Consider the following 25,703-nt stretch of genomic DNA (forward strand, 5'->3'; position numbering starts at 1 on the left):
CTGTGCTTTAATTAAAGTTCATAGTGAAAAGGACCCTTTTGTCTTTAGCTTCTCCTGCATCCATCACCCATAGTTTATCATACTTCCCTTCAGACCATTTATCGATAAAATTATCGTAGTACTGGCTGCCGGGGTTGCCGCTTTGCCCGCCGGGATAAATGCCCCAGGCTTCAGTTTTATCAGTCAACTCAACGATCATGCGCCAGCTTGGCCCATGAAATTGTTTGGTGGCATTGATCATATTCTCGCCGCCGCCGGTCATTAAATGAAACCGGCTTAATGGGGCCAGCCGCAGCAAATGCCTGATGCCCCCATCTTTATATTTACCCCAGTTCAGATTGGCTTTCTGATCGGCAAGGGATACCACCGGCACCGTTTTTTTGAAGGCGGCTGTTACTACATCCCTAACCGTTTCTACCTGGTTGGTTTTTATATTGTCGGCAAATTTGAAATTCGACATGTTAAGACAATGCACCAGCGTAGCTTCGTCCGGTACTTTAACAGGTTTGTTGGCTACTTCCAGGTCGTCGTCCCATACTTCCAACTCCAGGTTATCGAACCATAGTTGAAAAATAGCCGGAGCTTTTTCCACCGCATCACCACGTAAATTCCAGCCACGTAAAATATCAAGGTATTTTTTTTCTTCAATGCTTAAGGTACTTTCATCTACATTGGCCATCAACAAAGGCAGGGCTGTTTCTGCAAACACATTGAAATTATCGGTTTGCATTTTTTTCATATCATCGATGGTAATACCGCTCATTTGCCGCAAATACCGGTTGATCATAATTCCCCGGTAAATGGGAAAATGCCCCCCCAGGTAATAGGGATACGAAGTATCTGCCGCCATTTGGTTGGCGCTGCTTACAAAACCACGCTCCGGATTTTCGAGATGCGGGTTTTCAGATTGTTCAATTGTTCCCTGCCACAAATAAGAAGAATCAACACCCGGCATTATGAAATCGCCCTGGCGCCGCCACTTGGCCGGAAACTCCCCCTGTTGCCAGATGGCTATATCGCCGCTTTTTGAAGCAAACACAAAGTTCTGTCCCGGGCAATGAAAGTTTTTAATGGCTTCCCGGTAATCGCCCATATTCTTTGTGCGGTTAAGCAGATAAAAAGTCTTCAATTCATTTGACCCCTCGTGTGCTTGCCATTTTACAGCAAAGCTGTTATTGGGTGTAGTGCGTTTTTTGCCGGTAAAGGAATTATCGTATTGTACAGGGCCGAAGACGGTATAGGCAACGGTATCATAAAAAGGCAGGGCGCCTTTTATTTTAATGGTATCTATATGCAGGTCGCTGTTTACCCAGTTGCCATTGAAAAAGTATTGTTCTTTGGTTTCGTCTTTGAATTTGATATTATAATAGTCCTTCACATCGCGCTGGGCATTGGTTACCCCCCAGGAGCAGCTATCGTTAAACCCTATGATCACCGCAGGTGACCCGGGAAAACTAACTCCATACACATTGTATTGGGGAGTATGCAATTGCATTTCGAACCAAAGGGATGGCAGGTTCAGGTCAAGGTGTGGGTCGTTACATAAAATAGGGCGGCCGCTTTTTGTTTTGGCACCGCTCACGGCCCAGTTATTACTGCCGTTGTCTTTATCGGGTTTATCAACAGGTGTTGCATTGATGTCGGCAAACGTGTTCCATTTAAAATATATGCTGTCAGAAGAAACAGGCATTTGCGGACGTATTGCCGGCGCCGAAAAGACCTCGCCTTTGGGAATAATTGGGTCCAGTGAATCCTGCATGGTTGGGTACAGTATCTCAAAGTCTTCGCGGCTCAAAACATTGCGCACATTTGTTAATTCAAAATCATTTTCTGAACCGGTAAGACTATAGCTCATATATTTCAGGAAGAGCGCTGTCTTGTAATTGTTCCAGTGTTCGGGCACATAATTAAGCAACCGGTATTCCAGTGGCAGTTCATCGGCCGATAAATTGTTTATATAGGCATTCACCCCGGAAGTATAGGCATCGACGATGCTTTTGCTAACAGGATCGTTTTCCATGCTATCGAGTGAATGCCGGGCGCCAAATTGCATTCCTACCCGGCGCATATTACGGTCGTAATTCAAATAGTCATTGTTGGGACCAGGCCCCAGCACTTCACACAAACGGCCGGCAGCGGCATAGGTTTGAAATTCCATTTGCCAGAGGCGGAATTTTGCATGCAGATACCCCTGAACGAAATACAGGTCCTCATCGTTCTGAGCAAATACATGTGGTACCATTCTGTCATCGAAGTACACCTGTACCTTGTCTTTGAGTTGCGGAAAATTAAGATCAATGTTGGCATGGGCATTAACAGGCTCTGCATTCTGCCAAAATCCGGTTTGTGGACTAAGAAAACTGCCCAGGGGCGGAATGCTGCCTATAGGCTTGCTTAAGGTTACAATTAAACCCATAGTAACCACTACGGTAATAATAAATGGAATAATGCGCATATTGCTAATTCACATCAGGGATTAGAAGGATTTTTTAAAAGTAGTGTATTTTTTTTAATTACCTGTTAACGCATCTCTTCTGCTACAAGCAATTAGCACTTATTCCCATTGATAAGCGCTTATTTAAATGTGTGAAAACTACCACAAAGTTGTATTGTAAGGACCACTGCTAATTCTGACATTTGTAGTGTGATCTAAAGCAGTATATGCTTTAAAAAAATGAAATGAGATGGAAGCCCGGATCTATCAACGAAAAAAGAGAGTGCTGGCTTTGTTATTTGCCGGGCTAATATTAATCGCATTATTTGTATAGCAATTATACATTCAAGTTGTTCGCAGTTCAGTAGTCATCAGCAATCGTTTAGTTCATCAACCTTAGAGGTTACAGTCCGTGGTACCGAATCCCGCCGCAAGGTGGGATTCTCTTTTTTATCTAATTCCACCCGATGGTCCCGTTTCAGGGCCGCACCACCAGCCCGAATCTGCCGTTCGGGCATAAACCAGGATGTAATTCCTGAAATTGTAGTAACTTACTCATCAGTTCTTTTCATTATTCGTCACCTAAATATTGTTTGCTATGAAAAAGACAGCCTTTTACGCCATGGCAATGCTACTGGTTCCATGGCTGTCCTGTACCAATCATCCGGTACAGAACATTGCAAGTCCGCCAATGAATACAGGTGAAAATGCTAAAATGATACTCCCGCCCGTGAAAGACACTGTGCTGGCCAGCGGTAGAAAGAACATTTATCTCGCCGGACTACGCACTAAACAAGGATTTTTTACAGAACGTTACATCTTCCCACCCGGTTATAAAGGCATGCCGCATGTACATAATTCCGATCTGTATATAACCATCTTAAGCGGCTCGGCCCATATTGTTCAGGAAAAGAAATTCGATACTACAGCTCCTTCCATTGCATATGGCCCTGGCAGTTTTGTAGTGATCAAAGCCGATCAGCCGCATTTTGAATGGTTTACACAGGAATGTACCATGCAGGTATCGGGTATAGGTCCCAATGAAACTTATTATTTACCGGAAGAACCAACTAAGAAGTAGGTTTGTAGTTTGTGGTTGCTGCCGCGCTTTGAGGCTCGTAATTAATTTTGAACTTCGAATTGAAGAACAACAAACCACAAACAACACACTACAAACAGTTAATAACTTCTTCAACCTGTTGCAACGTATTAAACGCATGTAATACAATCCGCAATCTCTCCTTTCCGGAAGGAACCGTAGGATATAATATGGGGCGAATATCGAGGCCGGCTGACTGTAATGCACCGGCTACCTTTTTCACGGCATCATTGCCGGGGATGATCGCTATTTGTATAGGCGTATGGGAAACCAGCTTCTCCCAGGGCATGGTTGCCTGCTGAAAGGTATTGATCAATTGTTGCAAATGCGCCCGTTCCTTATTCATCCCGGGGAATAACTCATATGCACAACGTATTGCAGCCACACTTGCTTCGGGCAGGGACGTACTGTATATAAACGACCGGCAAAAATTCACCAGATAATTGCGCAACTGCTCACTGCCCAGTACAATGGCGCCATGGCAACCTACGGCCTTGCCAAATGTATGAACGCGGGCAAAACAGGCTGTTTGCAGGTTAAGCTGTTGTACCAATCCAGCTCCTTTTACGCCTACCACACCTGTAGCATGCGCTTCATCCACTATCAGGTGGGCGCCATATTGCTGACATAAGGCGCTGATCTCGATAAGAGGGGCCATATCACCATCCATGGAAAATACGGATTCCGTTACCACGAAAATGGTACCGGTTGCGGCCTGTAATCTTTTTTCCAGGTCGGCCAGGTCGTTATGCTTAAAAGCAAAAGACTGTGCAAAACTCAATCGGATGCCATCGCGTAAGGAGGCATGGCTTAAATAATCGTAAATGATAGTATCGCCGCGCTGGGGAACACAACTTAACAAACCCAGGTTGGCATCGTAACCCGAATTAAAGATCAAACCGGCTTCGGCCTCATGAAAGGCCGCCAGTATTTTTTCGGTTTCTTCTACCAACGTATAATTACCGGCCAGCAACCGGGAACCGGTTGAACCGTGCCGGTATCCCTCAGGGGCATCTTTGCCCAATTGTTTTTCAATGAGCTGGTTGTGTACAATTCCCAGGTAATCGTTTGAACAAAAATCGGTTTTACCATCGGGCAATAACAGCCTGCGGAATGCATTTTGCGCCTGCCGTTCATTGAGCTTTTTAAGTAGAAAGTTGTCGTTCATAATTAATAGCTTAACCGTGCCACGGTTCGGGCAAAGCAAATATATCGCACTTACGTGTTAACTTTGTGCACTTTATGAGCACTACCAACGATACTAAGAATATTCTGGGCCTGCACCTGCCCACCGATCCACGCTGGGTGAACCTGGCCGAATTATCACTGGAGTACATTCTTACCGACCACGCCTATTGTGAACAAAAAGCAGCCACCAGCTGCATCTCACTTATTCAGCGGTACAGCGAATTAGAAAAACTGGTGACAGATCTGGCGCCCATTGTTACCGAAGAATGGGGGCATTTCCGCCTGGTACTGGCAGAGTTGCAAAAACGCAACCTTAAATTAGGTAAACAACGTAAGGACGAATATGTAAATCAATTACAGGTATTTCAAAAAAAAGACGGGAGCCCCGAACAGCGCCTGCTGGATAAACTATTGATCTTCGCCCTGATCGAGGCCCGCAGCTGCGAACGTTTTAAACGCCTCAGCGAAGGGCTCGATGATGAATACCTGCGTAACTTCTATCGCCGCTTTATGGAAAGCGAAGCCGGCCATTACCATTTATTTATTGAACTGGCAGAAACATATGTCGATAAACCTACTGTTCGCAAAAGGTGGCAGGAATGGCTCACCTTTGAAGCGGATCTAATTCAAAAACTGGAAGTGCGGGGAGATAGAATGCATTAGCTTGTTTGTGGTTTGCGGTTTGTTGTTCTTTAGTGCATGGGCTCAAAATTAATTTTGAACCTCAAAGCGCGGCAGCAACCACAAACTACAAACTGATTCTAAGTTTCTCTACATACACCTTAACAAACTCATCGATCTTCTTTCTGCGATATTGCATTACCCAACGAGGATGTGGCAATGGAATGATCTCTTTAAAGAACTGATGTTTAGCATTTAATTTTTGAAAGATCTTGTAATTGGTGCCTTCGCCCAAACAATAACATACATCCCTGGTAGTAGCAATGGTATCCAACTGCTCGCGAATGCACTTTAAAATAAACGGTTCGCTGTCTTTAAGCAATTCCTTATCGTCGTAATAATTCAGGTTAACGCCATCTTTTGTAAAACCCAGCGGTGATAAAGCCGTTATATAAAAATCGTAATAAAAAGCTTCAGGCCCACCGTAGGCAGCTATCACGTCATATACAAACAGCGACGACAATTCCGCCTTTTTAGGCAGATCGCTTTCAATACCACAAATCTCTTTCAGCCGGATAGGATCGGTAAAAGGGACCCCTGTAACCCCGGCGCCAAACCGCCCGGGATTGATCCCAAATATGAACTTACGCGGATGATGGTCCTTATAAAATTTATTGTAGAATGTTTCCGCTAATTGCAAAGCAACTGCATCGGAAAACGGGTTCATGATGGCCACACCAGCTGGCAAGGTGAGTGCCGGCTTCAGGTTTTTATAAAATTCCAGTATTGCATACGATTGCGTAAGATTTTGACCGGTGGCTTTCATGTTCCCTAATTTGGTATTTTGGTAGCATCAAATTCCCTGTAAAAATAAGGCTATGAACCGAAGATCATTTGTCAAAAATACCGGACTGGCAGCAGCTGGTTTTGCCATTTTACCAACCACACAATCGTTCACCGCACCCGACCCTGTTGTTAAATTAGGGATCATAGGTGTTGGTTTACGCGGACAAAACCACCTTAACAATGCGCTTCAGCGGAAAGATGTAAGCATAGTGGCCATTTGTGATATCGATGACCGCATGCTCGAAATGGCAACCAACCTGATCCAAAAATCCGGGAAACCTATGCCTAAGGTATTTAAGGGCGATCCCAATGCCTGGAAAAAGTTACTGGAATTAAAAGAGCTCGATGGCGTGATCATTGCCACGCCCTGGGAATGGCACACGCCCATGATCATTGGCAGTCTGGAAGCCGGAATAAAATATGTAGGCACCGAAGTTATGCTGGGTATTACGTTGCAAGACCACTGGGATGTGGTTAAAGCAGCCGAACACCACAACGCCCAGGTGATGATGTTGGAAAATGTTTGTTACCGGCGCGATGTAATGGCCATCCTGAATATGGTAAGGCAGGGCTTGTTTGGCGAACTGATCCATTTACAGGGCGGCTATCAGCACGATCTGCGCGCTGTTAAATTCAATAACGGTACACAAGCCTATGGCGGTGGTGTGGAATTTGGCGAGAAAGCATTTTCTGAAGCCCGCTGGCGAACTGAACATTCCGTTCATCGCAATGGCGATTTGTACCCTACTCATGGTATTGGTCCCGTAGCTGAAATGATCAACATTAACCGGGGCAACCGGTTTGTATCTCTTTCTTCTTTTGCCAGCAAAACACGCGGATTACATGAATACATTGTAAAGAATGGTGGCGAACAACACCCCAATGCAAAAGTGCAATTCCAATTAGGCGATGTTGTTACTACGAATATCCGTTGCGCCAATGGGGAGACCATACTGCTGCACCATGATACCAATCTGCCCCGCCCCTACTCGCTGGGTTTCCGCGTACAGGGCACACATGGCATCTGGATGGATGTGAATCACTCCCTCTATATTGAAGGCATGAGTAAAACCAATGATGCCTGGGAAGATGCCAAAAGCTGGCTCGAAAAATATGACCATCCATTATGGAAGAAATATGGTTCCGGGGCCGAAGGTGCGGGTCATGGCGGTATGGATTTCTTTGTACTGCATGCATTTGTTGAATCTATAAAACGTAAGACCGCCACACCACTGGATGTATATGATGCAGCCGCCTGGAGTGCTATTACCCCCCTGAGCGAACAAAGCATAGAACTGGGTAATCAAACAGTAGAGTTCCCCGACTTTACGTCAGGGCAGTGGATGTACAGGAAAAATACGTTTGCTTTGAACGATGAATATTGATGGTGAGTGGTGAGTTGTCAGTTGTGAGTGGGTTCGCGAAATTTATAGATTTCCGAAGAATCAATGGACTCGCTATTTTTCAAGCTTTCCGAAAAACGGGAACCAACTCACAACTCACCTCTCACAACTGACTATATTATTGTAAAAAGTATCTAATATCTTCATCCAGGTTTAGAAACGGGTATTTCCGTTGCAATTCCTGCGCCTTCTCCAGGTGGGCCCTTAAAAACTTCTTATGCGCTTCGGTAGCCGGTTGAAACGGTTTGTGTTTACGGGCTATTACGATCTTCTTTATTTCTTCTGCCAGTTGCTGCGCTTTCTCATCTACAAAATGCCGCATGAATTTATCGAGCACAAAAGAGGTAGCCTGGTAGTTCGGATGTACCATGTCGATGTCGTAAAAACGGTAATCGCGTAATACATCTATCACCAGCTCATAGGCAGGAAAGTAATATAGCTTATCAAATTTATTAACAAGATGGTGAACCACTTCTATTAACCGGGCTTTGCTTCGGTTATTATCAATAACGCCATCGCGTATATGACGCACCGGGCTTACCGTAAAGATCACTTTTATATTAGGGTTGAACTGGAACAACTGGTGTAAACAGTTGTCGAGCATGGTAGTGGTTTCTTCTATTGAAAGCAGGTGTTTGTTGAACCAGCCCGCTGGTGTACGATGGTTGTTGGCCACGGCGCCCCGTACGGCGCCCCGCCGGAAAGCAACGGGTACCTGTTCCGTTAACCGGTATGAAAAAGAAGTGCCTAAGGTTATAACAAGCCAGTTGGCTGTTTTCAAAAACTGATGCGCTTCCTGTTGTGAAGCATTAATGCCACGCAGGCATTCCTGCAAGTCAGTTTTGGAAAACCGGCTATGGTGTTGCCAGCTTTGCCACACTTCGTTATAGTAAAAAAGCTCTTCGGTTTGATATTGTTTGTTCTGAATATAGGAAACCAGGCTGCTCACTACACTGGCCGGGTCAAACAAAATCCCATTGGGATTTTGCAGCACACTGAATTTAAGTTCATCTAGCTTATCACCTATATGCTCAGTAAAGCATGATCCCATTAAAAGGATGTTGTCCTGGTAGTTGATGGGATTCGACAAAGTGGAGATCTGAATCGGTATCGTTAGGTCCATAATCACTCCCTAATAGTGATTTTCATAAGGTAAATATTTCGTTAGCTAAGGTAAGACTTTTAGCCAGCGCTGATTTATTTAAACCGGGCATTTTCTCATATTGTTCTAAATATGATATGAGCCACTCGGTATCGATGTTGCCTACCAGATCATCATTGGCCATGGGGCAACCGCCAATGCCTTTTAACGCGCCATCGAACCGCCGGCAGCCGGCTTGCCAGGCCGCTTCTATTTTCGCCTGCCGGTTGTGCAAACTACTGTGTAAATGCACCCCGATCTCGTGTTGCGGCAATTTGTTGATCACATAACTGGTAAGGTCGGTCACCTGTTCAGGAGTGGCCAGGCCAACTGTGTCGGCCAGTGAAATTATCTGCACACCCAGCGCCGCGATCCGGTTCACCCAATCAAAAACGATGGCGGGTGAATAAGGGTCGCCATAAGGATTGCCAAAACCCATGGAGATATAAATGACCAGTTGTTTGTTGCTTTGCTCACAAATGCGTTGGATCTCTTTTACCCTTTCCAGCGATTCCCGAATGCTGCTGTTGGTATTTCGCTGTTGAAAGGTTTCACTGACCGAAAAAGGAAAACCCAGGTAACTGATCTCCTCATAAGCAGCCGCGTCTTCAGCTCCGCGTACATTGGCAATGATAGCCAACAATTGGGTCGTTGTATCAACAGGGTGGCTCTTTAATCCCTTCAGCACCTCAGCTGTATCGGCCAGTTGCGGGATGGCTTTGGCGGAAACAAAACTGCCAAAATCAAGGGTATGAAACCCAACCTGTAACAAAGACTGCAGGTATTCGATCTTTTTTTCGGTGGGAATAAAAGTCTTCCAACCCTGCATGGCGTCTCTGGGACATTCAATCAAATGAATATGCTTATTATTCAAGGTAAATGATTTCATTTTACAGGTTCTGTTAACAGGTCCTGAGCGGGCTTGCTCTGAGCGGAGTCGAAGGTCGAAGGACTTGCCAGCCGACCGAGCGCCCTAAGCGGAGCCGAAGGGTCGAGGGCGGCCTTCAGGGTTCTGAGTTCCAGGTCCTGAAGAGTGCCGCGACGAGGGGTCTGCCGTCTGCCTTCGGTCGCCGAAGCCTCGGCGTAGGCGCCCCATTGCCTATTTCCTATTGCCCATCCGTGACTTCATCGCCTCATATAAAACTATCCCGGTAGCCACCGACACATTGAACGATTCAAAGCTGCCTGCCATGGGGATCTTTATTTTTTCATCACATATTTTCATCAGCGCGGGAAAAACACCGTTCTCTTCATTTCCCATAACTAAACAACAAGGCTCGGTATAATCCAGTTCGTACAGCATTTTACTGGCTGTCATTTCAGTGGCAAAAACCTTAATACCATTGAGGTGCAGGGTATCTACCGCCTTCATCAAACTGTTCACCCGGCAAATATTGATCCTTTCCAGGGCGCCGGCCGAGGATTTCAGCGCTTCTTCATTCAGGGCACCTACCCCTTTATCGGGTATTATAATGGCCTGGGCGCCACAACAAACCGCACTGCGGGCAATAGCACCAATATTGCGCACATCGGTTATCCCATCCAGGATCACAAACAAAGGGGTTTCACCATTACCCATCACATGGTCTATCACCTGTTGCAGGTCCATATACTGTACCAGTCCTGCAATGGCAATAGTTCCCTGGTGATTGGCCTTGGTAAATGATTGTAGCTTTTCGGGCGGCACCTGTTGAATAGGGATGTTTTGCTCCCGTGCCAGTTGCCGGATGGTACCAATGGCATCCCCGCTTACGTTCCGCTGAAATAATATTTTGTCTATGGGCCGGCCCGATTGAATAGCTTCAATAATAGGCTGTCGGCCTATGATCAATTGTGACTTGTTAATACCTGGTCTTTTTTTATGAAATCCTTCCATCTGCCAACATCAGTTTTACTTTTAAAATAGCCGCTACCGACATGGAATCGGTGATCTCTCCCCGTTCCACCATTTGATAGGCTTCCTCAAACGGTATTTTCTTTACCTGTAATTGTTCGGTTTCTTCCGGACTGGCCAGATGCTGGCTCAGTTTCCGCGCAAGATACACAACTGCATATTCGTCGGTAACAGAATTACTCAGGTGCATCTCCACTATTTTGGTCCATTCCTCTGCTACCAGACCGGTTTCTTCGAGTAACTCCCGTTTGGCCGATTCTACCGGATCAACGCCCATTTTACCCCCACCTTCCGGTATCTCCCAGCTGTACTGATCTATGGTAAAGCGATACTGGCCAACCAGGTAGGTATTTAACTCCTCATCAAGCACCAGGGCGCCGGTAGCAATGCCCTTAAAGAACACTTTACCATATATGCCCTTTCCCCCCGATGGATTGATCACATCATATTCGTTCACTTTTATCCAGGGGTTTTCGTAGATCTTCTTTTCACCTAAAACCTTCCAGGGATTAAGATGTTCATTCATAGGCCGAAAATAAAGCATCTGGTACAAATAAACAGCCCCCCCGATGTATCGGGAGGGCTGAATAATAAGTTTGTAACTAAACATAATTATTTAAGCTTAAATATTATGGTAACCAATAAACCAGCTAATCCCATCATCATCCCAATGATCCATTTCAATTGCTCTTTAAACCCTTGTTCCATTCGGACTTCCACCCGGTTAATTTCCTTTTTAACTTCGTTCATTTCCTTTTTAACTTCATTCACGTCCTTTCTAACTTCGTTAACAGCATTGTGCAAATCTGATTTTGTAGCTAATCTGTCCCTTTCAACCTCAAACTTACAGTCGATCATGCCTTCTATTTCCTGCACAAGTACATTGGCATCCTCCCCATTCTTGAAGTGTTTATTAAACAACTCATAAATTTTTAAAGTTTGTGATGCTGTAACCATGCGTTCAATCTTTTAACAAATATAAAAAAATCCCCCAATACAAACAAGCATAAAATAAACATAAACAAATTATATTCAACAACTTATGTGTACCGTTATGAGTTCAAATTATTACCGCATACCGAAAACTTGGTTGATCTTTCTTACATAATCTATCTGGTTGAACCCATAGAAGATGCTACAAATAAACAGTCCGATCTCAGCTTTAACCGAGCGGCGATGAATTATCTCTTAGCCATGAAAACCAAACGGTCCGTCATATTTTACAATGTAGTATAGCATATTATGTTATTTTAATGAACCGTAACCTACTCCCGTTGAATTTCCAAATCCCACCTCCCAGGCAAAAGCATTTTGTTCCGGCGTTCCTTCAATAATTACTGGGCATATGTTTACCCTGTAGCTTATTTCGATCCGGTTGGATCAATAGAAGCGACTACAAATAAACAGCCCCCCCGATAAATCGGGGGGGCTGAATAATATGTTGTTCTATAAATTCGAATTATTACCGGATACCAAAAGCCTGTTTGATCTTTCTTACATAATCCAGCTTCTCCCAGGTAAACAGTTCCACTTTTTTCTTTACAGTTTTGCCATCAGGAGCAGTGAAGGTTTTTTCTACTATCTCAGGTTGACGGCCCATGTGACCATAAGCAGCTGTTTCGCTGTAGATAGGATTACGCAGTTTCAGGCGCTGCTCAATAAAGTAAGGACGCATATCGAAGATCTGAGAAACGCGTTTTGCGATCTCGCCATCGGTCAGTTCTACCTTAGCAGTGCCATAAGTATTGATGTACAATCCCATTGGCTGGGCAACACCGATAGCATATGAAACCTGTACCAGTACTTCATCACACAAACCGGCAGCTACCAGGTTCTTGGCAATGTGACGGGTTGCATAAGCAGCAGAACGGTCAACTTTTGAAGGATCTTTTCCGCTGAATGCACCACCACCGTGAGCACCTTTACCACCATAAGTATCAACGATGATCTTACGACCAGTTAAACCAGTATCGCCGTGTGGACCACCGATCACGAATTTACCGGTAGGGTTTACGTGATACTTGATCTTGTCGTTGAACAGGTGAGCATATTTTTTATACTTGGCCTTAACGCGTGGGATCAGGATGTTGATCACATCTTCCTTGATCTTTTTAGCCATTTTTGCTTCCGTATCAAAATCATCGTGTTGTGTACTTACAACAATAGCATCAATACGAACGGGCTTGTTGTTATCATCGTACTCGAGGGTAACCTGGCTCTTTGCATCAGGACGCAGGTACTCGATCTTTTTGTTTTCGCGACGCAGCGCAGCCAGCTCGATCAATAATTTATGGGCAATGTCCAAAGCCAGTGGCATATAATCTTCCGTTTCGTTACTGGCGTAACCAAACATCATACCCTGGTCACCGGCGCCTTGGTCTTCTTTTTTGGTTCTGTCAACACCCTGATTGATATCAGAAGATTGTTCGTGAATAGCAGATAATACCCCGCAAGAACTTGCTTCAAACATGTATTCGCTCTTGGTATAACCAATTTTGCGGATCACTTCACGGGCAATTGTCTGCACATCAAGATATGCCTTAGATTTTACTTCACCTGCCAGAACCACCTGACCGGTTGTTACCAAGGTTTCACAAGCTACTTTTGATTGGGCGTCAAAAGCCAGGAAGTTATCAATCAGAGCATCAGAGATCTGGTCAGCTACTTTATCAGGATGACCTTCCGAAACACTTTCAGAAGTAAATAAATAAGGCATACTAATTTTTGTTTGATGGAATTGTATAGAATATTAATGGGTAAATATATAAGTTCTCCGCTATAAGTGCTAAGTATTATGCTGTTGAATTGTAAACATCATGTTATTAACTTATCACTTATGGTACGTACTACTTATTTGGTAAGATCGTTGTATAGTTGCAGATAATCTGTTAAATCAGACTCGGCATTATAGGTGAGTACCTTCTTGCCTTTTACTTTCCCAAATTCCTCTACCAGTTTCTTATCTACTTTATCAGCACCAAAGGTAATAGCATCAGCATAGGTTGCTCCACCCCGCATCATAGCAGTGGTTGTACCTTCTTTATAAGGTTCCAGGTCCTTTTCTTTTACAACAGAACTGATGGATGCAATTTTCAGAAAATCATCACCCAGCTTTTCCTTTGCCGTATTGTTTCCAATGGTATAGATAACCTTGCTGTGAGAGAACACGGGCTCTTTCTTATACGCCGTCTTTTGATACAGGGGAATTAACCCGGTCATCCAGCCACTGCAATGTATAATGTCAGGAGGCCAGCCAAATTTCTTTACGGTTTCCAGGGCGCCTTTGCAAAAAAATACGGTACGCAGGTCATTGTCTTCATGCCACTTTTCACTTTCATCGTGAAAGATGGTTTTACGCTTGAACAGATCTTCATTGTCCAAAAAGTAAACCTGTAAACGTGCATTGGGTAAAGAAGCTACTTTAATCTGCAGGGGATAATCATCATTACCAACCGATACATTAATGCCCGACAATCTAACCACTTCATGAAGGCGATGACGTCTTTCGTTGATGACCCCAAATCTGGGCATAATACAACGTACCTCAAAGCCATTTTCATTTGCCTTTATTGCCAACCGGTTTACCGTTTCGGAAAATTCCGTTAACTCCAGATAGGGGGACATTTCGTTAGCAATAAATAAAATTCTTTTCTTTGTCAGCATTATAGATAATAGTTAATGAGCTAACTTTTAAAAATCAGGGTGCAAAGTTAAGGTTTTTTTATTAGTTCTAATTTGTATGTTCCTGGACCCCCGCTTTGCTGCCCTTAAACTGAATGAATGATGAACCAGGTTCCCATAGAAACAGGAACAGGGAACCGGCAAAACTTAAAATTTCGTTAAATGATCATATTTAAATATGCCGAACCGCTTGCCAGGTATATTCAGCAGCAGAAAGCCGCCGGAAAACAAGTAGGGTTTGTACCTACCATGGGCGCCCTGCACAATGGACACATTGCCCTTATTGACCAGTCAAAACAGGCTACGGCGGTAACCGTTTGCAGTATTTTTGTAAATCCCACCCAGTTCAATAACCCCAATGATTATCAATTATATCCCCAAACCATTGAACAGGATATAGTTAAACTGGAAGCCGCGGGTTGCGACGCCCTGTTCCTGCCCTCCATAGCTGAAATGTACCCCCAGGGCACTACCGGTTTGGAACATTATGACCTGGGTTACCTGGAAACCCTGCTGGAAGGAAAATACCGCCCCGGCCATTTTCAGGGCGTATGCCAGGTGATGTTCCGTTTACTCAGCATGGTTCAGCCGCATCAATTATTTATGGGCCAGAAGGATTATCAGCAGTGTATGGTGGTTAGCCGGCTGTTGACGCTGATGCAGTCCCCCATCCAACTGATCACCTGCCCTACCCTGCGCGAACCCGACGGACTGGCCATGAGCAGCCGTAATATGCGTTTAACGCCCGAAGACCGGCAAAAAGCCACCGCTATATACCAATGTCTTATCCTTATAAAACAACAACTCAACCAGGGAGTGTTCTGGCCTGTTATTAAAGAGAAGGCTGAAAAAATGCTCACCGATGCCGGTTTCAGGATCGATTATGTGGAACTGGCCGATGCCAATACCCTGCAGCCTGCCACTGCCAACCTGGCTACTGTTTACCAGGGCGCCCGGGTAGCTTTAATTGCCGCCTTCCTGCATGATGTAAGATTAATTGATAATATGTTGATGTAATTGTTATATAATAAATTCACTAGCTTGCGCCCGTTTTAAATAAAACAGAATAACAAGAACTACAGTATGCAAATTGAAATATTAAAATCGAAAGTACACCGCGCCGTGATCACTGAAGCGAACCTGAATTATGTGGGCAGTTTAACCCTCGATGAAGACCTGATGGAGGCGGCCAATATGATCGAAAATGAGAAAGTACAAATAGTAAACGTAAATAACGGTACCCGAATTGAAACCTACCTCATAAAAGGCAAACGCGGCTCTGGCGTATGCTGTTTGAACGGTCCCGCTGCCCGACAGGGCGCCGTAGGCGATATTGTGATCGTTATTTCCTACGCCATCATGGATTTTGAAGAAGCAAAAAAACACAAACCATTTATTGTATTTCCCAAAGAAGGAAATAAATTGTAACTATTTACATGATAATAAGTTCGCATGTTTACAGGCTGGTTGAAAGAACCGGTCCTGCAAAAAACTTGTCAACTTGTTAACCTGTCACTTACTAACTTGTAACCGGCATAACTTAAATTTGTAGTTATAATCGCCCCCGTATGAATAAAAAAATCCTGAGCATATTACAGTATCTCCTATTCCTGGGACTCAGTATTTTTTTAGTATGGTGGTCGGTTCGAAAAATTACCGATAAAGGCTGGGAAGATATTAAAGATGCATTCCGTAATGCCAACTACCTGCTTATTGTTCCGGTAATGATCACCTTGTTATTAAGTCATTACAGCAGGGCGTTGCGTTGGAAGATATTAATGGAACCCTTGGGCTATAAACCCAGGGTTTTTAATATTTACATGGCCGTGCTCATTGGCTATATGGCTAATCTGGCTGTTCCCCGGCTGGGTGAAGTACTCAAATGCACCATACTGGCACGGTATGAAAAAGTGCCAGCAGATAAACTGGTAGGTACCATTGTTGCTGAACGCGCGTTTGATGTGTTATGTCTGGTATTGGTTATTTTGATCACTTTTTTTACCCAGGCCGACCTCATTGGCGGGTACCTCAACGACACCCTGAATACCATTGTTCAATCAAAGACCAGTTCGCTCTCCCTATCCAAAATAATGGTCCTGGTTGGCGTGCTGTTACTGGGCATAACGGCCGTGATCGTTGTATTTAAAAAGTTCTCACACATTAAGTTCATTCAAAAGATCAAGACCATTTTCGAAGGGATCTGGCATGGCATTACCAGTGTACGGTACCTGAAAAATAAAGGCTGGTTCGTATTTCATACCATTTTCATTTGGAGTATGTACCTGCTAAGTGTGCAGATCGGTTTCTGGGCCATGAAAGATACCGCTGTGTACACCATTCCGAACGCATTATCAGTATTGACCATGGGCAGTCTGGCTATGATTGTACCAGCACCCGGCGGCGGTATTGGTGTGTATGCCTGGTTTGTACAAAACACCATGCTGATCTACGGGCTAAAAGAAACCATTGGTTTTGCTTTTGGACAGCTGATGTGGTCGGTTCAATTCTTTTTTGCCTTGCTCAGTGGATTTTTGGCCCTGAGCCTGTTGCCGTATTTTAACAAAAGAACTACAGTAAATGAGAAAAGCTGATATCATCACAACCAGGATCTGTAATTGGAATGAAGCCAAACATAAAATTGCTCAATGGCGGGTTACTGGTAAAACAGTTTCCTTTACCAACGGCGTTTTTGATATCCTGCATCGCGGCCATATTTTCTCCCTTTCGCAGGCCGCTGTGGAAGCAGATTATTTAATAGTGGGGTTGAATTCTGACGCCAGCACTAAACGCCTGAAAGGTAATAGCCGCCCGGTGAATGATGAACAATCAAGAGCACTGGTGCTGGCATCCCTTTTAATGGTTGACATGGTGGTTATTTTCGAAGAAGATACACCACTGAACCTCATTACCACCCTGCAGCCCGATGTGCTGGTTAAAGGCGGTGATTATACCCTCGAACAGATCGTAGGCGCTAAAGAAGTTATGGAAGCGGGGGGAAAAGTGATCATTAATCCTATTGTTGAGGGATTTTCTACCACTGGCATCATTCAGAAAATAAGTTCCTAGTTATTAAGTTCGTAGGTTATTAGGTTGGTAAGTTCTCTTACGAACCTAATAACTCAATAACTTGAAATCGGGAGTGAAGAGAATAATAGCGAGGCTTGCAATTGAATTTACATCCTATGCATTCGTTCAACTTCCTGAACGATCTTTTCAATTTCACTTTCGTCGCCATTAGCATTGTAGGGTTGCTTGAGGTTGCTGCCAAATACAAAGGCAACGGTTTGCCAGGCTCTGGCGGTAAAACCACCTTTATATTCCTTTATAATTTCGTAGCAGTTATTACCGGTTTGCCGGTTAATGAGCTTCATTAACACTTTTCCCTGGTAGATCGACAATTCACTTAATGGTTCAGCAAACTGTTTCTTTAATTCCTTTTCGCGCGATTTTATGTAGGTCTTTTTATCCTTATCAGGCAGATTGGCAATGTGCCTGTTAATATCGTTCATGATGTCACCGGCCCGGCGGGCATAGGGATAACATACATAAACCGCATTACGTAAACGCGTCCACTCCTGTCTTCTTTTTAATAAATGTTTGGGATAGGGGACCTGTACCCAGGTCCACTCCAGCGTTTGTGCCGGCACATATTCATTTCCAACAATCTGTGCCGGAACTGGTATAGTGTCATTGGGCCCCAACTTAGGTAAGGGGATAGTATCCGGGGTCGTTTGGGCAATAGCCGGACGAATTGATACCGCTACTATTGTCAAAACCGCTACTAAAAACCTGAATATTTTTCTTTGTTCAGTCATTCCAGTGGTACAATATAATACAAATTCCTTTGTAATTATAATTCCAAAAGACAGGGCAAGTAACCCCCTTCGCTGCCAGCAAAATCTTAAAAAATGTTTAAGATCCGGCAAACAAAGGTACTATACGAATCACTCAGGGAAAACGGTTGGGTGATACTGATTTGATAGAATAAGACTATTCATTTAGATCTTAGAGATGGCGCTCCGACGAGTCGGAGTGCCTAATAGAAAAGGGTGAGCCCCGCTCTCAGCAGGACCCACCCTTTATTATAAAGACTATCAATAAGCTCTATAACAACTTTACTCTCCTTACCAAACTCATCACAAAACCAGCTATCATCAAAAGGGTTCCCAACCACACCAGGTTGATAAAAGGGAACTGAAGGATCTTCAACGCCAGGAAAGGCGCCAGTTTCGATGATTCCTTTACACTGATTTCCAGATGTTTGTCGTCCGCAATGCGCGTAAGACCAATGGCCAGCCCCTGCGAATACAAGGTATCCAGCATGTATTGGGCGGCATTGTCACGTACATAAAATACGGGCTTGGCAGTAAGCTTTTGTTGGTCACGGGTAATAACGGTCAAATTGGCCATTAAAGCCGTATCCTTGCCGGTGAATTTATATTTTTCGTTGTGCGGATTTACGGTAACACTATCCAGGATCATATACCCTTCTGAGTAAAAGACGGTATCACCGGTTTTTACCACATGATTTTTAAACTGTGACGTATCTGCACCTTCCTGCACCGAGCTGGCATGGTTCACATAGCTGAAAATATCTTTATGCAGATAATGCCTTGAATCAGGGTTGTTCGACATCCCCTCCTGTCCCTTGGTATTCTTGATCAGGTCAGGGTATAATGTAAATTTATCTTTACCATCTTTCCGCTCCATATCAACCTGGAACCAGGTCATTTTACCATTGGTGGAGTCTTTTACATAGGTAGCCCAATAAGCGCCCATATCGGTTTTTATACCGCGGAACAGGGTCAGGTTTTCAAATCCTTCTTTCGGCTTATCGGGACCAAAATTGAGCGGATTGAAAGTATTTACTGAAAGCACTTCTTTTTTAGAAGAAGAGATCAGGATACCAACCAGCAGCAGTCCAAAACCCAGGTGGGCAACAGAGGCGCCGGCAGATTTTAACTTACCATGAAGTCCGGTAAAGATATAACCAGCGTTGGCAATCACGGCATATACGGAAGCAAACAGCGCCAGGTGAATGGCAGCCAGGAAACCAACTCCGTATTTATTATAATTGATGTGTCCAAAATAGCTGATAGAGACCGATGCCACTAAAGAGATCAACGTAGCCCACAAGAGTTTTTTTGTAAAATACGCTCTTGAAGTGTTCTTGTATTTAAGGTACTGGCTAATGGCGGTCAATATGCCAATTACCACCGCAACAAAGATCTGTATCCGGTTATAAGGGAATTCTTTGTCTTCCCCGATCACCAGGTTGGTACCAAACAGTTTATTGATAATGGGGAACGAAGTTGGGATAATAATGGCCATGGCCGACAGGAACAACACCAGTGAACCAATGAACATCCAGAATTCGCGGCTGCTGAATTCCTCCTCTTTAGCAATATGGGGGATCTTTTTGTACCTGGTTATCAATAATGTCAGCGAACCAATGACAAAAATGAGCACCCAGATCCGCATTTGCCAGTTCATGCCCGAATCAACAAAGGCGTGTACGGAAGTATCCTGCAGGTCGCCGCTGCGGGTAAGATAAGTTGAATATAATACCAGCAAAAAGCTCAACACAAAAAAGGTGTTGGTGGCCCGCAGGGAATGACCGGTTGAATTGTAAATAACCTGGGTATGAATACCCGCTACCATCACCAGCCAGGGTACCAGGGAAGCATTTTCCACCGGGTCCCAGGCCCAGTAACCACCAAACGTCAATGATTCGTAAGCCCAGGCCGCGCCCATCATAATTCCCAGGCCAAAGATAGCGCCCGAAAATAACGACCAGGGCAACGCCTGTTTCGCCCAGCCACCGAAATCTTTCTTCCACAAACCAGCTATGGCATAAGCAAATGGCACAATAGTACTTGCATAACCCAAAAACAGCACCGGTGGATGGATCACCATCCAGTAATTCTGTAATAACTGATTAAGACCGTTCCCATTATGAATTTTAGGCAGGCTCAGGTAATTTTCGCCCTGGAATATGGGCGCATCCTGAAACTGATGCCGGGTAAGTAAAAACGGACTGCTTCCCACTTTCAGATCAAACACATACACCCCAATAATAAGGGTAGCCAGACAAAACTGGGCAAAGCTCATCACCGTCATTACGGGTGCTTCCCATTTTTTGGCGGTGGCTATTAATAGAATACCCAGTACCGATTGCCAGAGGGTCCAAAGCAAAAAAGCTCCCTCCTGCCCTTCCCAGATACTGCTAAGCAGATATTTGGGGTTCAGGGAAAGATCAGAATGGTTCCAGGCATAAAAATATTCGTGAAAGTGATTGGCGATAACAAAAAAGAGAATGCTGAAGGTTGCCAGTACCGAACCGGCATTAACCAAAAAAGCAATGCGGGCCAGTTTTCTCCAGCTTTCGTGGTCGGGCAATAAAGTGGCGTTGGAAGCTTTGAAATATGCAATACAGGCCACTAATGATGCTACAAGAGAAAGCACAACCAGGAAATGTCCTAACTGACCGGGTAACAGGTGTTCACCGATATACTTCATTACAGGGTTTTAATTTTGTGTCAGGTTGTTCGCGGCAGCTTTGGGATCGTCTTTATACTTGGAAGGACATTTTATCAGAATCCCGTCTTTACGGGTAATTTCAAATACATTGCCTTGCATTTTTCCTTTCAGCACAATACGATCGCTTTTCTCCATATCCATTGGCTTTTCGAAATAATAACGTACCTGTGCGCGATTTCCAAGCGAATCAACCACGTAAAACTTGGTCAAATTGGGGTTTTTAGCAGGGTCGTACTCAATGGGAACAGCTGCCGATTTATCGAGTTTGGCAATAACGGTCACTGTTTTACCTTCTTTTTGACGGGCAGAGGCCAGGGTTTCATAGGTAGAAAGGTCGGCCATAAAGCTCAAGAGGATCATAATGCAGACCGCAATTCCCACCAGAATAACAATATGTATCTTTTTCATCTGAAATATTTATTGTAACGCCTTGACAGCGTGCCACATTGGGGTATTAGCTCCGCAAAGTTAGGTCAAAATTGAATTGAGGATAGATAGATTTTATTTATGTAAGCAGTATGTTTGATTATTAAGTGTTTCTTTAACGATCCTGCCCCTTAGGTTTGTGGTTTGGAGTTTGGAGTTTTGGGTCGGGTTTCGGGGTCCTGGACGTCCTGAGCGGAGTCGAAGGGTCGAAGGACTTGCCAGCCGACTGAGCAGCGCAAAGGATCGAAATCGAGCCGCAGGCGAGAAAGATATACTTCAACCCTGCCGGCCTGTCCTGGCGAAGGTGGATTGCCGACTGCCGATTGCCGACTGCCGATTGCCGATTGCCGAATGAATGCTCGAACATAGTGAACCCTTTCACGTTTCACGTCTCACGTTTCACTATTCAAGATTGCCGTCTGCCGGCCACCTAACTAACAAACGTAAGCTTGTTTTCATAATTTTTTTGCTGCTAACTGTTCGTGGGCTAACTTGCACCCCGTTTTTTTAGAGTGTGACATATGACAGACCTATCACAATTTGATCCCAACGCGGCTAGTAACCCCAACAACAATATTTTTGGATTACCCTTCTCTGAAGAAGATGCCCGTTTGGTTATATTACCTGTTCCCTGGGAAGTGACCGTCAGCTACAATGCCGGTACCGCCCGGGCTGCCGATCATATTTTTAAGGCAAGTATGCACGTTGATCTTTTTGACCCTGACACCAAAGAATCTTGGAGAGAGGGTTTTTTTATGCGTCCGCCCGATAAAAAGATCCTGCTGAAAAGCGATTACCTGCGCAAAGAAGCGGAATTATACATCGATTATATTTGTCATGGCGAGGTGCTGGAAAAGAACCTCTTCATGTGTAAATCACTTCGGGAGATCAATGAAGGCGGTGGGTATTTGAACAAATGGGTGTATGAACAATCCAAACAACTGCTCAACCGGGGCAAACTGGTTGCCATTTTGGGCGGAGACCACAGCGTTGTTTTAGGTTTTTTCAAGGCCATGGCCGAACAGCATGGCGAATTTGGCGTATTGCAAATTGATGCCCATTGCGACCTGCGTGCTTCGTATGAGTTGTTTACATACAGCCACGCCAGTGTTATGTACAATGCCCTGAAAGAAATTCCTACCCTCACCCACCTGGTACAATTGGGCGCCCGCGATTATTGCCAGGAAGAATGGGAATACATTCAGAATAACAAGGGCCGGGTAATCCCCTTTTTCGATAAAGACATAAAAGAACGCCAGTTTGAAGGGGAAACCTGGAAACAGATCACCGATGACATCGTAAGCAAACTACCCGAAAAAGTACTGGTAAGTTTTGATATTGATGGGCTTGATCCTAAATTGTGCCCTAATACAGGCACACCCGTACAGGGCGGATTCGAAACCGAACAGATCTTTTACCTGTTAAAAAAGATCGTGCAGAGTGGTCGTAAATTCATTGGTTTCGATCTGGTAGAAATTGGGGTAGGTGATAACAATGAGTGGGACGCCAACGTGGGTGCGCACATTTTGTGGAGATTAGCCAACCTGCTGGTAGCCAGCAACCAATAAAACACTATGTTATTTAGAAGAGCAGTAGTATACAAATACGTTGTTACCCTGAAAAATCAAAATCGCCGGTATCTTGATATACTGGGACTGCTGCTCAGTATTATATCCATTGTTTGTTTCACCCAGGAATTGCTGCGTAGCCAAAACGTAAGTGTAGGCTACCTCTTGGGCACCCTCGCAGTGCTGGGCTTTGTGATTTATAACCTCACCCAGCAGGCCAAAAAACGGAAAGTTTTTTACAGCCGTGCCCTCCTCATTGCCGGACTGGTATGGATGAAAATGCCGTACTTTTCCTGGCTGTTGTTTGTTTTTGTGATCCTTGCCCTGCTGGAATACCAGGCGAAATATGCGATCGAGATCGGGTTCTCTGATAATGAGATCGTTATAAACACCATGCTCCGGAAGAGGTACAACTGGACCCAGTTCAGTAATATCGTACTCAAAGATGGTCTGCTCACCCTCGACTTTGTCAATAACCGCATTTTACAACGCGAAGTGGAAGACGATGAAGATGATGATGCCGATGAAGATGAATTCAATGCATACTGCAGTCATCAGCTGGCCCTGCATCATAATAGTGCTTCCAGGCAACAATAACGCCATTCCCTGTTTCAAATTACTTAGGTATTGCTTTCTAGAGTCCTGCTATTTGCGCAATGAGACTCTAGTGAGATAGTATTGTGTAGCTATCGAGATATAGTCAATAGCCTATACATACGCTACCGGCCTGCCGGCAAAATAGCACCCGAATGGCACTGGATATGGGGGTTCAGTGCGGGTTTAGTGCGGGTTCAGTGCGGGTTTTAATAGGGAAATGGCTATCTGGAGTGAATCTGGCCAGAACTATTAGCGTATCTGACCAGAATATTTAGCGAGTGAGTTGTAGTTGTTAATGACTCGCGATTATCGTGACTAAGAACTACCTTGTGGCGCCAAAATTCTTTGCCTTCTGCCTTCTGCCTTCTGCCTTCTGCCTTCTGCCTTCTGCCTTCTGCCTTCTGCCTTCTGCCTTCTGCCTTCTGCCTTCTGCCTTCTGCCTTCTGCCTTCTGCCTTCTGCCTTCTGCCGCCCCCTTGCCTGCTTTTGCACACAATGAATTCCACTATATTCCATTGATCATTAACAACTTCCGCACCCTTTCTTCCAATTACCTTACATTTGTTTAAAACGAACTACATGGATTTTCTTGCTCCATTAAAAATAGCCGAAAAAAATTCCGGCGTTTCAACAGGCATCACTGCCTTGCCTGCTCATGGTGAACTTATACAATCCCATTCACCCGTTGATGGTAAACTGATCGCCACGGTTCAGGCCGCCGATAAAAACGATTATGAAGCCGTAATTGTCAAAGCGCAATCTGCCTTTTTGGAATGGCGTACCTGGCCGGCGCCTAAACGGGGCGAAGTGGTGCGCCAGATAGGGGAAGCATTGCGTGCCCATAAAGAACCACTGGGTAAACTGGTGTCGTATGAGATGGGAAAAAGCCTGCAGGAAGGGTATGGCGAAGTTCAGGAAATGATCGATATCTGTGATTTTGCGGTTGGCCTTTCCCGCCAGTTGTATGGTTTATCCATGCACAGCGAACGCCCTGCTCACCGCATGTACGAACAATGGCATCCACTGGGCATTGTAGGCATTATTTCCGCCTTTAACTTCCCTGTGGCTGTATGGAGCTGGAATTCCATGCTGGCCTGGATCTGTGGCAATGTATGCATTTGGAAACCTTCAGAAAAAACACCGCTGTGCGCAGTGGCATGTCAAAATATTATTTCCGAAGTATTTAAACGCAATAATGTGCCCGATGGTGTAAGCGGACTGGTAACAGGTGGCCGTGCCGTTGGTGAATGGCTGAGTGCCGACACAAGGGTACCCCTGCTATCGGCAACCGGATCTACCCGTATGGGCAAAGCCGTTGGCGCTACGGTGGGCGCCCGCCTGGGCCGCGCACTGCTGGAGCTGGGTGGCAACAATGCTATCATTATTTCAGAACATGCCGATCTGGACATTGCCATCCGCGGATCGGTCTTTGGCGCCGTGGGCACTGCCGGTCAGCGATGCACAACCACCCGGCGACTGATCATTCACTCAACGGTATACGATTCTATAAAAACCAAACTCGTAGCGGCCTATCAGCAATTAAGTATTGGCAACCCGCTCGATGAAAACAATCACGTAGGCCCATTGATTGACAAAGATGCCGTTGTAGGGTATCAGAAAGCACTGGAGGCCTGCAAAAAAGAAGGCGGCCGGTTTATTGTGGAAGGCGGTGTATTGGATGGTGATGGTTTTGAAAGCGGTTGTTATGTTAAGCCATGTATTGCCGAAGTGGAACCACATTTCAACATTGTACAACAGGAAACCTTTGCGCCCATTTTGTATTTGATGAAATATAACACCATCGATGAAGCGATTGCCATTCAAAACGGAGTGCCACAAGGTCTGTCGTCAAGTATAATGACATTGAACCTGCGGGAAGCAGAACAGTTTTTATCGGCCAGTGGCAGCGATTGCGGTATTGCCAATGTAAATATTGGCACTTCCGGCGCTGAAATTGGCGGCGCGTTTGGTGGAGAAAAAGAAACCGGTGGCGGTCGCGAAAGCGGCAGTGATGCATGGAAAGCCTATATGCGACGCCAGACTAATACGATCAATTATTCTACGCAACTTCCTTTAGCCCAGGGTATAAAATTTCATGTTTAATTAGACCGATGTAAGAAGTAAGAAGTAGGAAATAAGAAGAAACCTCTATTTCCTACTTCTTACCTCCTACCTCATTCTTCATCCCACCACTCCCAATCGGTTCAGACACCCATCCCATCCATCCCACAGACTCCCAGTCCAGACAATCATCCCAACCATACCA

At 44.8% G+C, this 25,703-nt stretch carries 23 protein-coding genes; 10 read left to right on the forward strand and 13 right to left on the reverse strand.

The window, feature by feature from the left end; all coding sequences use genetic code 11:
* Positions 1-7: 7 nt before the first annotated feature.
* A complete protein-coding gene (locus tag J7I42_RS18605) occupies positions 8-2,455 on the reverse strand; it encodes a penicillin acylase family protein (protein ID WP_209140347.1) in 2,448 nt (815 codons plus the stop codon).
* A 577-nt stretch (positions 2,456-3,032) separates the two neighbouring features.
* Here J7I42_RS18605 and J7I42_RS18610 point away from each other — a divergent pair.
* Positions 3,033-3,515: a cupin domain-containing protein gene (locus J7I42_RS18610; protein ID WP_209140348.1), complete on the forward strand. Its 483-nt coding sequence runs from the start codon at positions 3,033-3,035 to the stop codon at positions 3,513-3,515.
* 88 nt (positions 3,516-3,603) lie between these two features.
* Here the strand turns inward: J7I42_RS18610 and J7I42_RS18615 are convergent, their stop codons facing one another.
* The gene (locus tag J7I42_RS18615) at positions 3,604-4,701 is read right to left on the reverse strand and encodes an aminotransferase class I/II-fold pyridoxal phosphate-dependent enzyme (RefSeq protein WP_209140349.1); all 1,098 of its coding nucleotides are present in this window, start codon (positions 4,699-4,701) and stop codon (positions 3,604-3,606) included.
* Positions 4,702-4,775: 74 nt separating this feature from the next.
* Between J7I42_RS18615 and miaE the strand changes: the two genes are divergently transcribed.
* On the forward strand, positions 4,776-5,384 hold the full coding sequence (miaE, locus tag J7I42_RS18620; protein ID WP_209140350.1) for a tRNA-(ms[2]io[6]A)-hydroxylase: 609 nt from the start codon (positions 4,776-4,778) through the stop codon (positions 5,382-5,384).
* 85 nt (positions 5,385-5,469) lie between these two features.
* Here miaE and J7I42_RS18625 read toward each other — a convergent pair whose 3' ends face one another.
* Positions 5,470-6,168, reverse strand: coding sequence for a uracil-DNA glycosylase family protein (locus J7I42_RS18625; protein ID WP_209140351.1), 699 nt, complete (start codon positions 6,166-6,168; stop codon positions 5,470-5,472).
* 52 nt (positions 6,169-6,220) lie between these two features.
* Between J7I42_RS18625 and J7I42_RS18630 the strand changes: the two genes are divergently transcribed.
* On the forward strand, positions 6,221-7,573 hold the full coding sequence (locus J7I42_RS18630) for a Gfo/Idh/MocA family protein (RefSeq protein WP_209140352.1): 1,353 nt from the start codon (positions 6,221-6,223) through the stop codon (positions 7,571-7,573).
* A 136-nt stretch (positions 7,574-7,709) separates the two neighbouring features.
* Here J7I42_RS18630 and J7I42_RS18635 read toward each other — a convergent pair whose 3' ends face one another.
* The 7 genes from J7I42_RS18635 to J7I42_RS18665 all read right to left on the reverse strand — a co-directional run bounded on the left by J7I42_RS18635 (position 7,710) and on the right by J7I42_RS18665 (position 14,289).
* Positions 7,710-8,714 (reverse strand): GSCFA domain-containing protein, encoded by a 1,005-nt coding sequence (locus tag J7I42_RS18635; protein ID WP_209140353.1) that lies wholly within the window; start codon positions 8,712-8,714, stop codon positions 7,710-7,712.
* 22 nt (positions 8,715-8,736) lie between these two features.
* On the reverse strand, positions 8,737-9,621 hold the full coding sequence (locus tag J7I42_RS18640; RefSeq protein ID WP_209140354.1) for a hydroxymethylglutaryl-CoA lyase: 885 nt from the start codon (positions 9,619-9,621) through the stop codon (positions 8,737-8,739).
* A 210-nt stretch (positions 9,622-9,831) separates the two neighbouring features.
* Positions 9,832-10,608: a 23S rRNA (guanosine(2251)-2'-O)-methyltransferase RlmB gene (gene rlmB / locus J7I42_RS18645; RefSeq protein ID WP_209140355.1), complete on the reverse strand. Its 777-nt coding sequence runs from the start codon at positions 10,606-10,608 to the stop codon at positions 9,832-9,834.
* Positions 10,592-11,152 (reverse strand): NUDIX domain-containing protein, encoded by a 561-nt coding sequence (locus J7I42_RS18650; protein WP_209140356.1) that lies wholly within the window; start codon positions 11,150-11,152, stop codon positions 10,592-10,594. The genes rlmB and J7I42_RS18650 overlap by 17 nt, the downstream gene beginning before the upstream one ends.
* Before the next feature lie 86 nt (positions 11,153-11,238).
* The gene (locus J7I42_RS18655) at positions 11,239-11,583 is read right to left on the reverse strand and encodes a hypothetical protein (RefSeq protein WP_209140357.1); all 345 of its coding nucleotides are present in this window, start codon (positions 11,581-11,583) and stop codon (positions 11,239-11,241) included.
* 505 nt (positions 11,584-12,088) lie between these two features.
* Positions 12,089-13,342: a methionine adenosyltransferase gene (gene metK, locus J7I42_RS18660; RefSeq protein WP_209140358.1), complete on the reverse strand. Its 1,254-nt coding sequence runs from the start codon at positions 13,340-13,342 to the stop codon at positions 12,089-12,091.
* Positions 13,343-13,476: 134 nt separating this feature from the next.
* Positions 13,477-14,289 carry a glycogen/starch synthase gene (locus J7I42_RS18665; RefSeq protein ID WP_209140359.1) on the reverse strand — a complete coding sequence of 271 codons (813 nt, stop codon included), beginning with the start codon at positions 14,287-14,289 and terminating at the stop codon, positions 13,477-13,479.
* A 180-nt stretch (positions 14,290-14,469) separates the two neighbouring features.
* Between J7I42_RS18665 and panC the strand changes: the two genes are divergently transcribed.
* From panC to rfaE2, 4 genes are all read left to right on the forward strand, one after another.
* On the forward strand, positions 14,470-15,324 hold the full coding sequence (panC, locus tag J7I42_RS18670) for a pantoate--beta-alanine ligase (RefSeq protein WP_209140360.1): 855 nt from the start codon (positions 14,470-14,472) through the stop codon (positions 15,322-15,324).
* Between the two features lie 66 nt (positions 15,325-15,390).
* Positions 15,391-15,735, forward strand: a complete 345-nt coding sequence (gene panD / locus J7I42_RS18675) for an aspartate 1-decarboxylase (protein ID WP_209140361.1) — start codon at positions 15,391-15,393, stop codon at positions 15,733-15,735.
* Positions 15,736-15,875: 140 nt separating this feature from the next.
* Entirely contained in the window at positions 15,876-16,898 is a 1,023-nt protein-coding gene (locus J7I42_RS18680) for a lysylphosphatidylglycerol synthase transmembrane domain-containing protein (protein ID WP_209140362.1), read from the forward strand.
* Entirely contained in the window at positions 16,885-17,373 is a 489-nt protein-coding gene (gene rfaE2 / locus J7I42_RS18685) for a D-glycero-beta-D-manno-heptose 1-phosphate adenylyltransferase (RefSeq protein WP_209140363.1), read from the forward strand. Before J7I42_RS18680 ends, rfaE2 begins: the two co-directional genes overlap by 14 nt.
* Before the next feature lie 107 nt (positions 17,374-17,480).
* On the opposite strand, the gene J7I42_RS18690 is transcribed toward rfaE2, so the two are convergent.
* From J7I42_RS18690 to J7I42_RS18700, 3 genes are all read right to left on the reverse strand, one after another.
* A complete protein-coding gene (locus tag J7I42_RS18690; protein WP_209140364.1) occupies positions 17,481-18,122 on the reverse strand; it encodes a DUF4294 domain-containing protein in 642 nt (213 codons plus the stop codon).
* Between the two features lie 289 nt (positions 18,123-18,411).
* Positions 18,412-20,826 (reverse strand): cytochrome c biogenesis protein CcsA, encoded by a 2,415-nt coding sequence (gene ccsA / locus J7I42_RS18695; protein WP_209140365.1) that lies wholly within the window; start codon positions 20,824-20,826, stop codon positions 18,412-18,414.
* Positions 20,827-20,835: 9 nt separating this feature from the next.
* Positions 20,836-21,255 carry a cytochrome c maturation protein CcmE domain-containing protein gene (locus J7I42_RS18700; protein WP_209140366.1) on the reverse strand — a complete coding sequence of 140 codons (420 nt, stop codon included), beginning with the start codon at positions 21,253-21,255 and terminating at the stop codon, positions 20,836-20,838.
* A gap of 539 nt (positions 21,256-21,794) precedes the next feature.
* Between J7I42_RS18700 and J7I42_RS18705 the strand changes: the two genes are divergently transcribed.
* The 3 genes from J7I42_RS18705 to amaB all read left to right on the forward strand — a co-directional run bounded on the left by J7I42_RS18705 (position 21,795) and on the right by amaB (position 25,540).
* Entirely contained in the window at positions 21,795-22,841 is a 1,047-nt protein-coding gene (locus J7I42_RS18705; protein ID WP_209140367.1) for an agmatinase family protein, read from the forward strand.
* Between the two features lie 6 nt (positions 22,842-22,847).
* On the forward strand, positions 22,848-23,438 hold the full coding sequence (locus tag J7I42_RS18710; protein WP_209140368.1) for a hypothetical protein: 591 nt from the start codon (positions 22,848-22,850) through the stop codon (positions 23,436-23,438).
* Between the two features lie 578 nt (positions 23,439-24,016).
* Positions 24,017-25,540, forward strand: coding sequence for an L-piperidine-6-carboxylate dehydrogenase (gene amaB / locus J7I42_RS18715; RefSeq protein WP_209140369.1), 1,524 nt, complete (start codon positions 24,017-24,019; stop codon positions 25,538-25,540).
* The last annotated feature ends 163 nt before the right edge of the window (positions 25,541-25,703 follow it).

This window comes from Niastella soli (assembly GCF_017742245.1).
Taxonomy (GTDB): Bacteria; Bacteroidota; Bacteroidia; order Chitinophagales; family Chitinophagaceae; genus Niastella; species Niastella soli.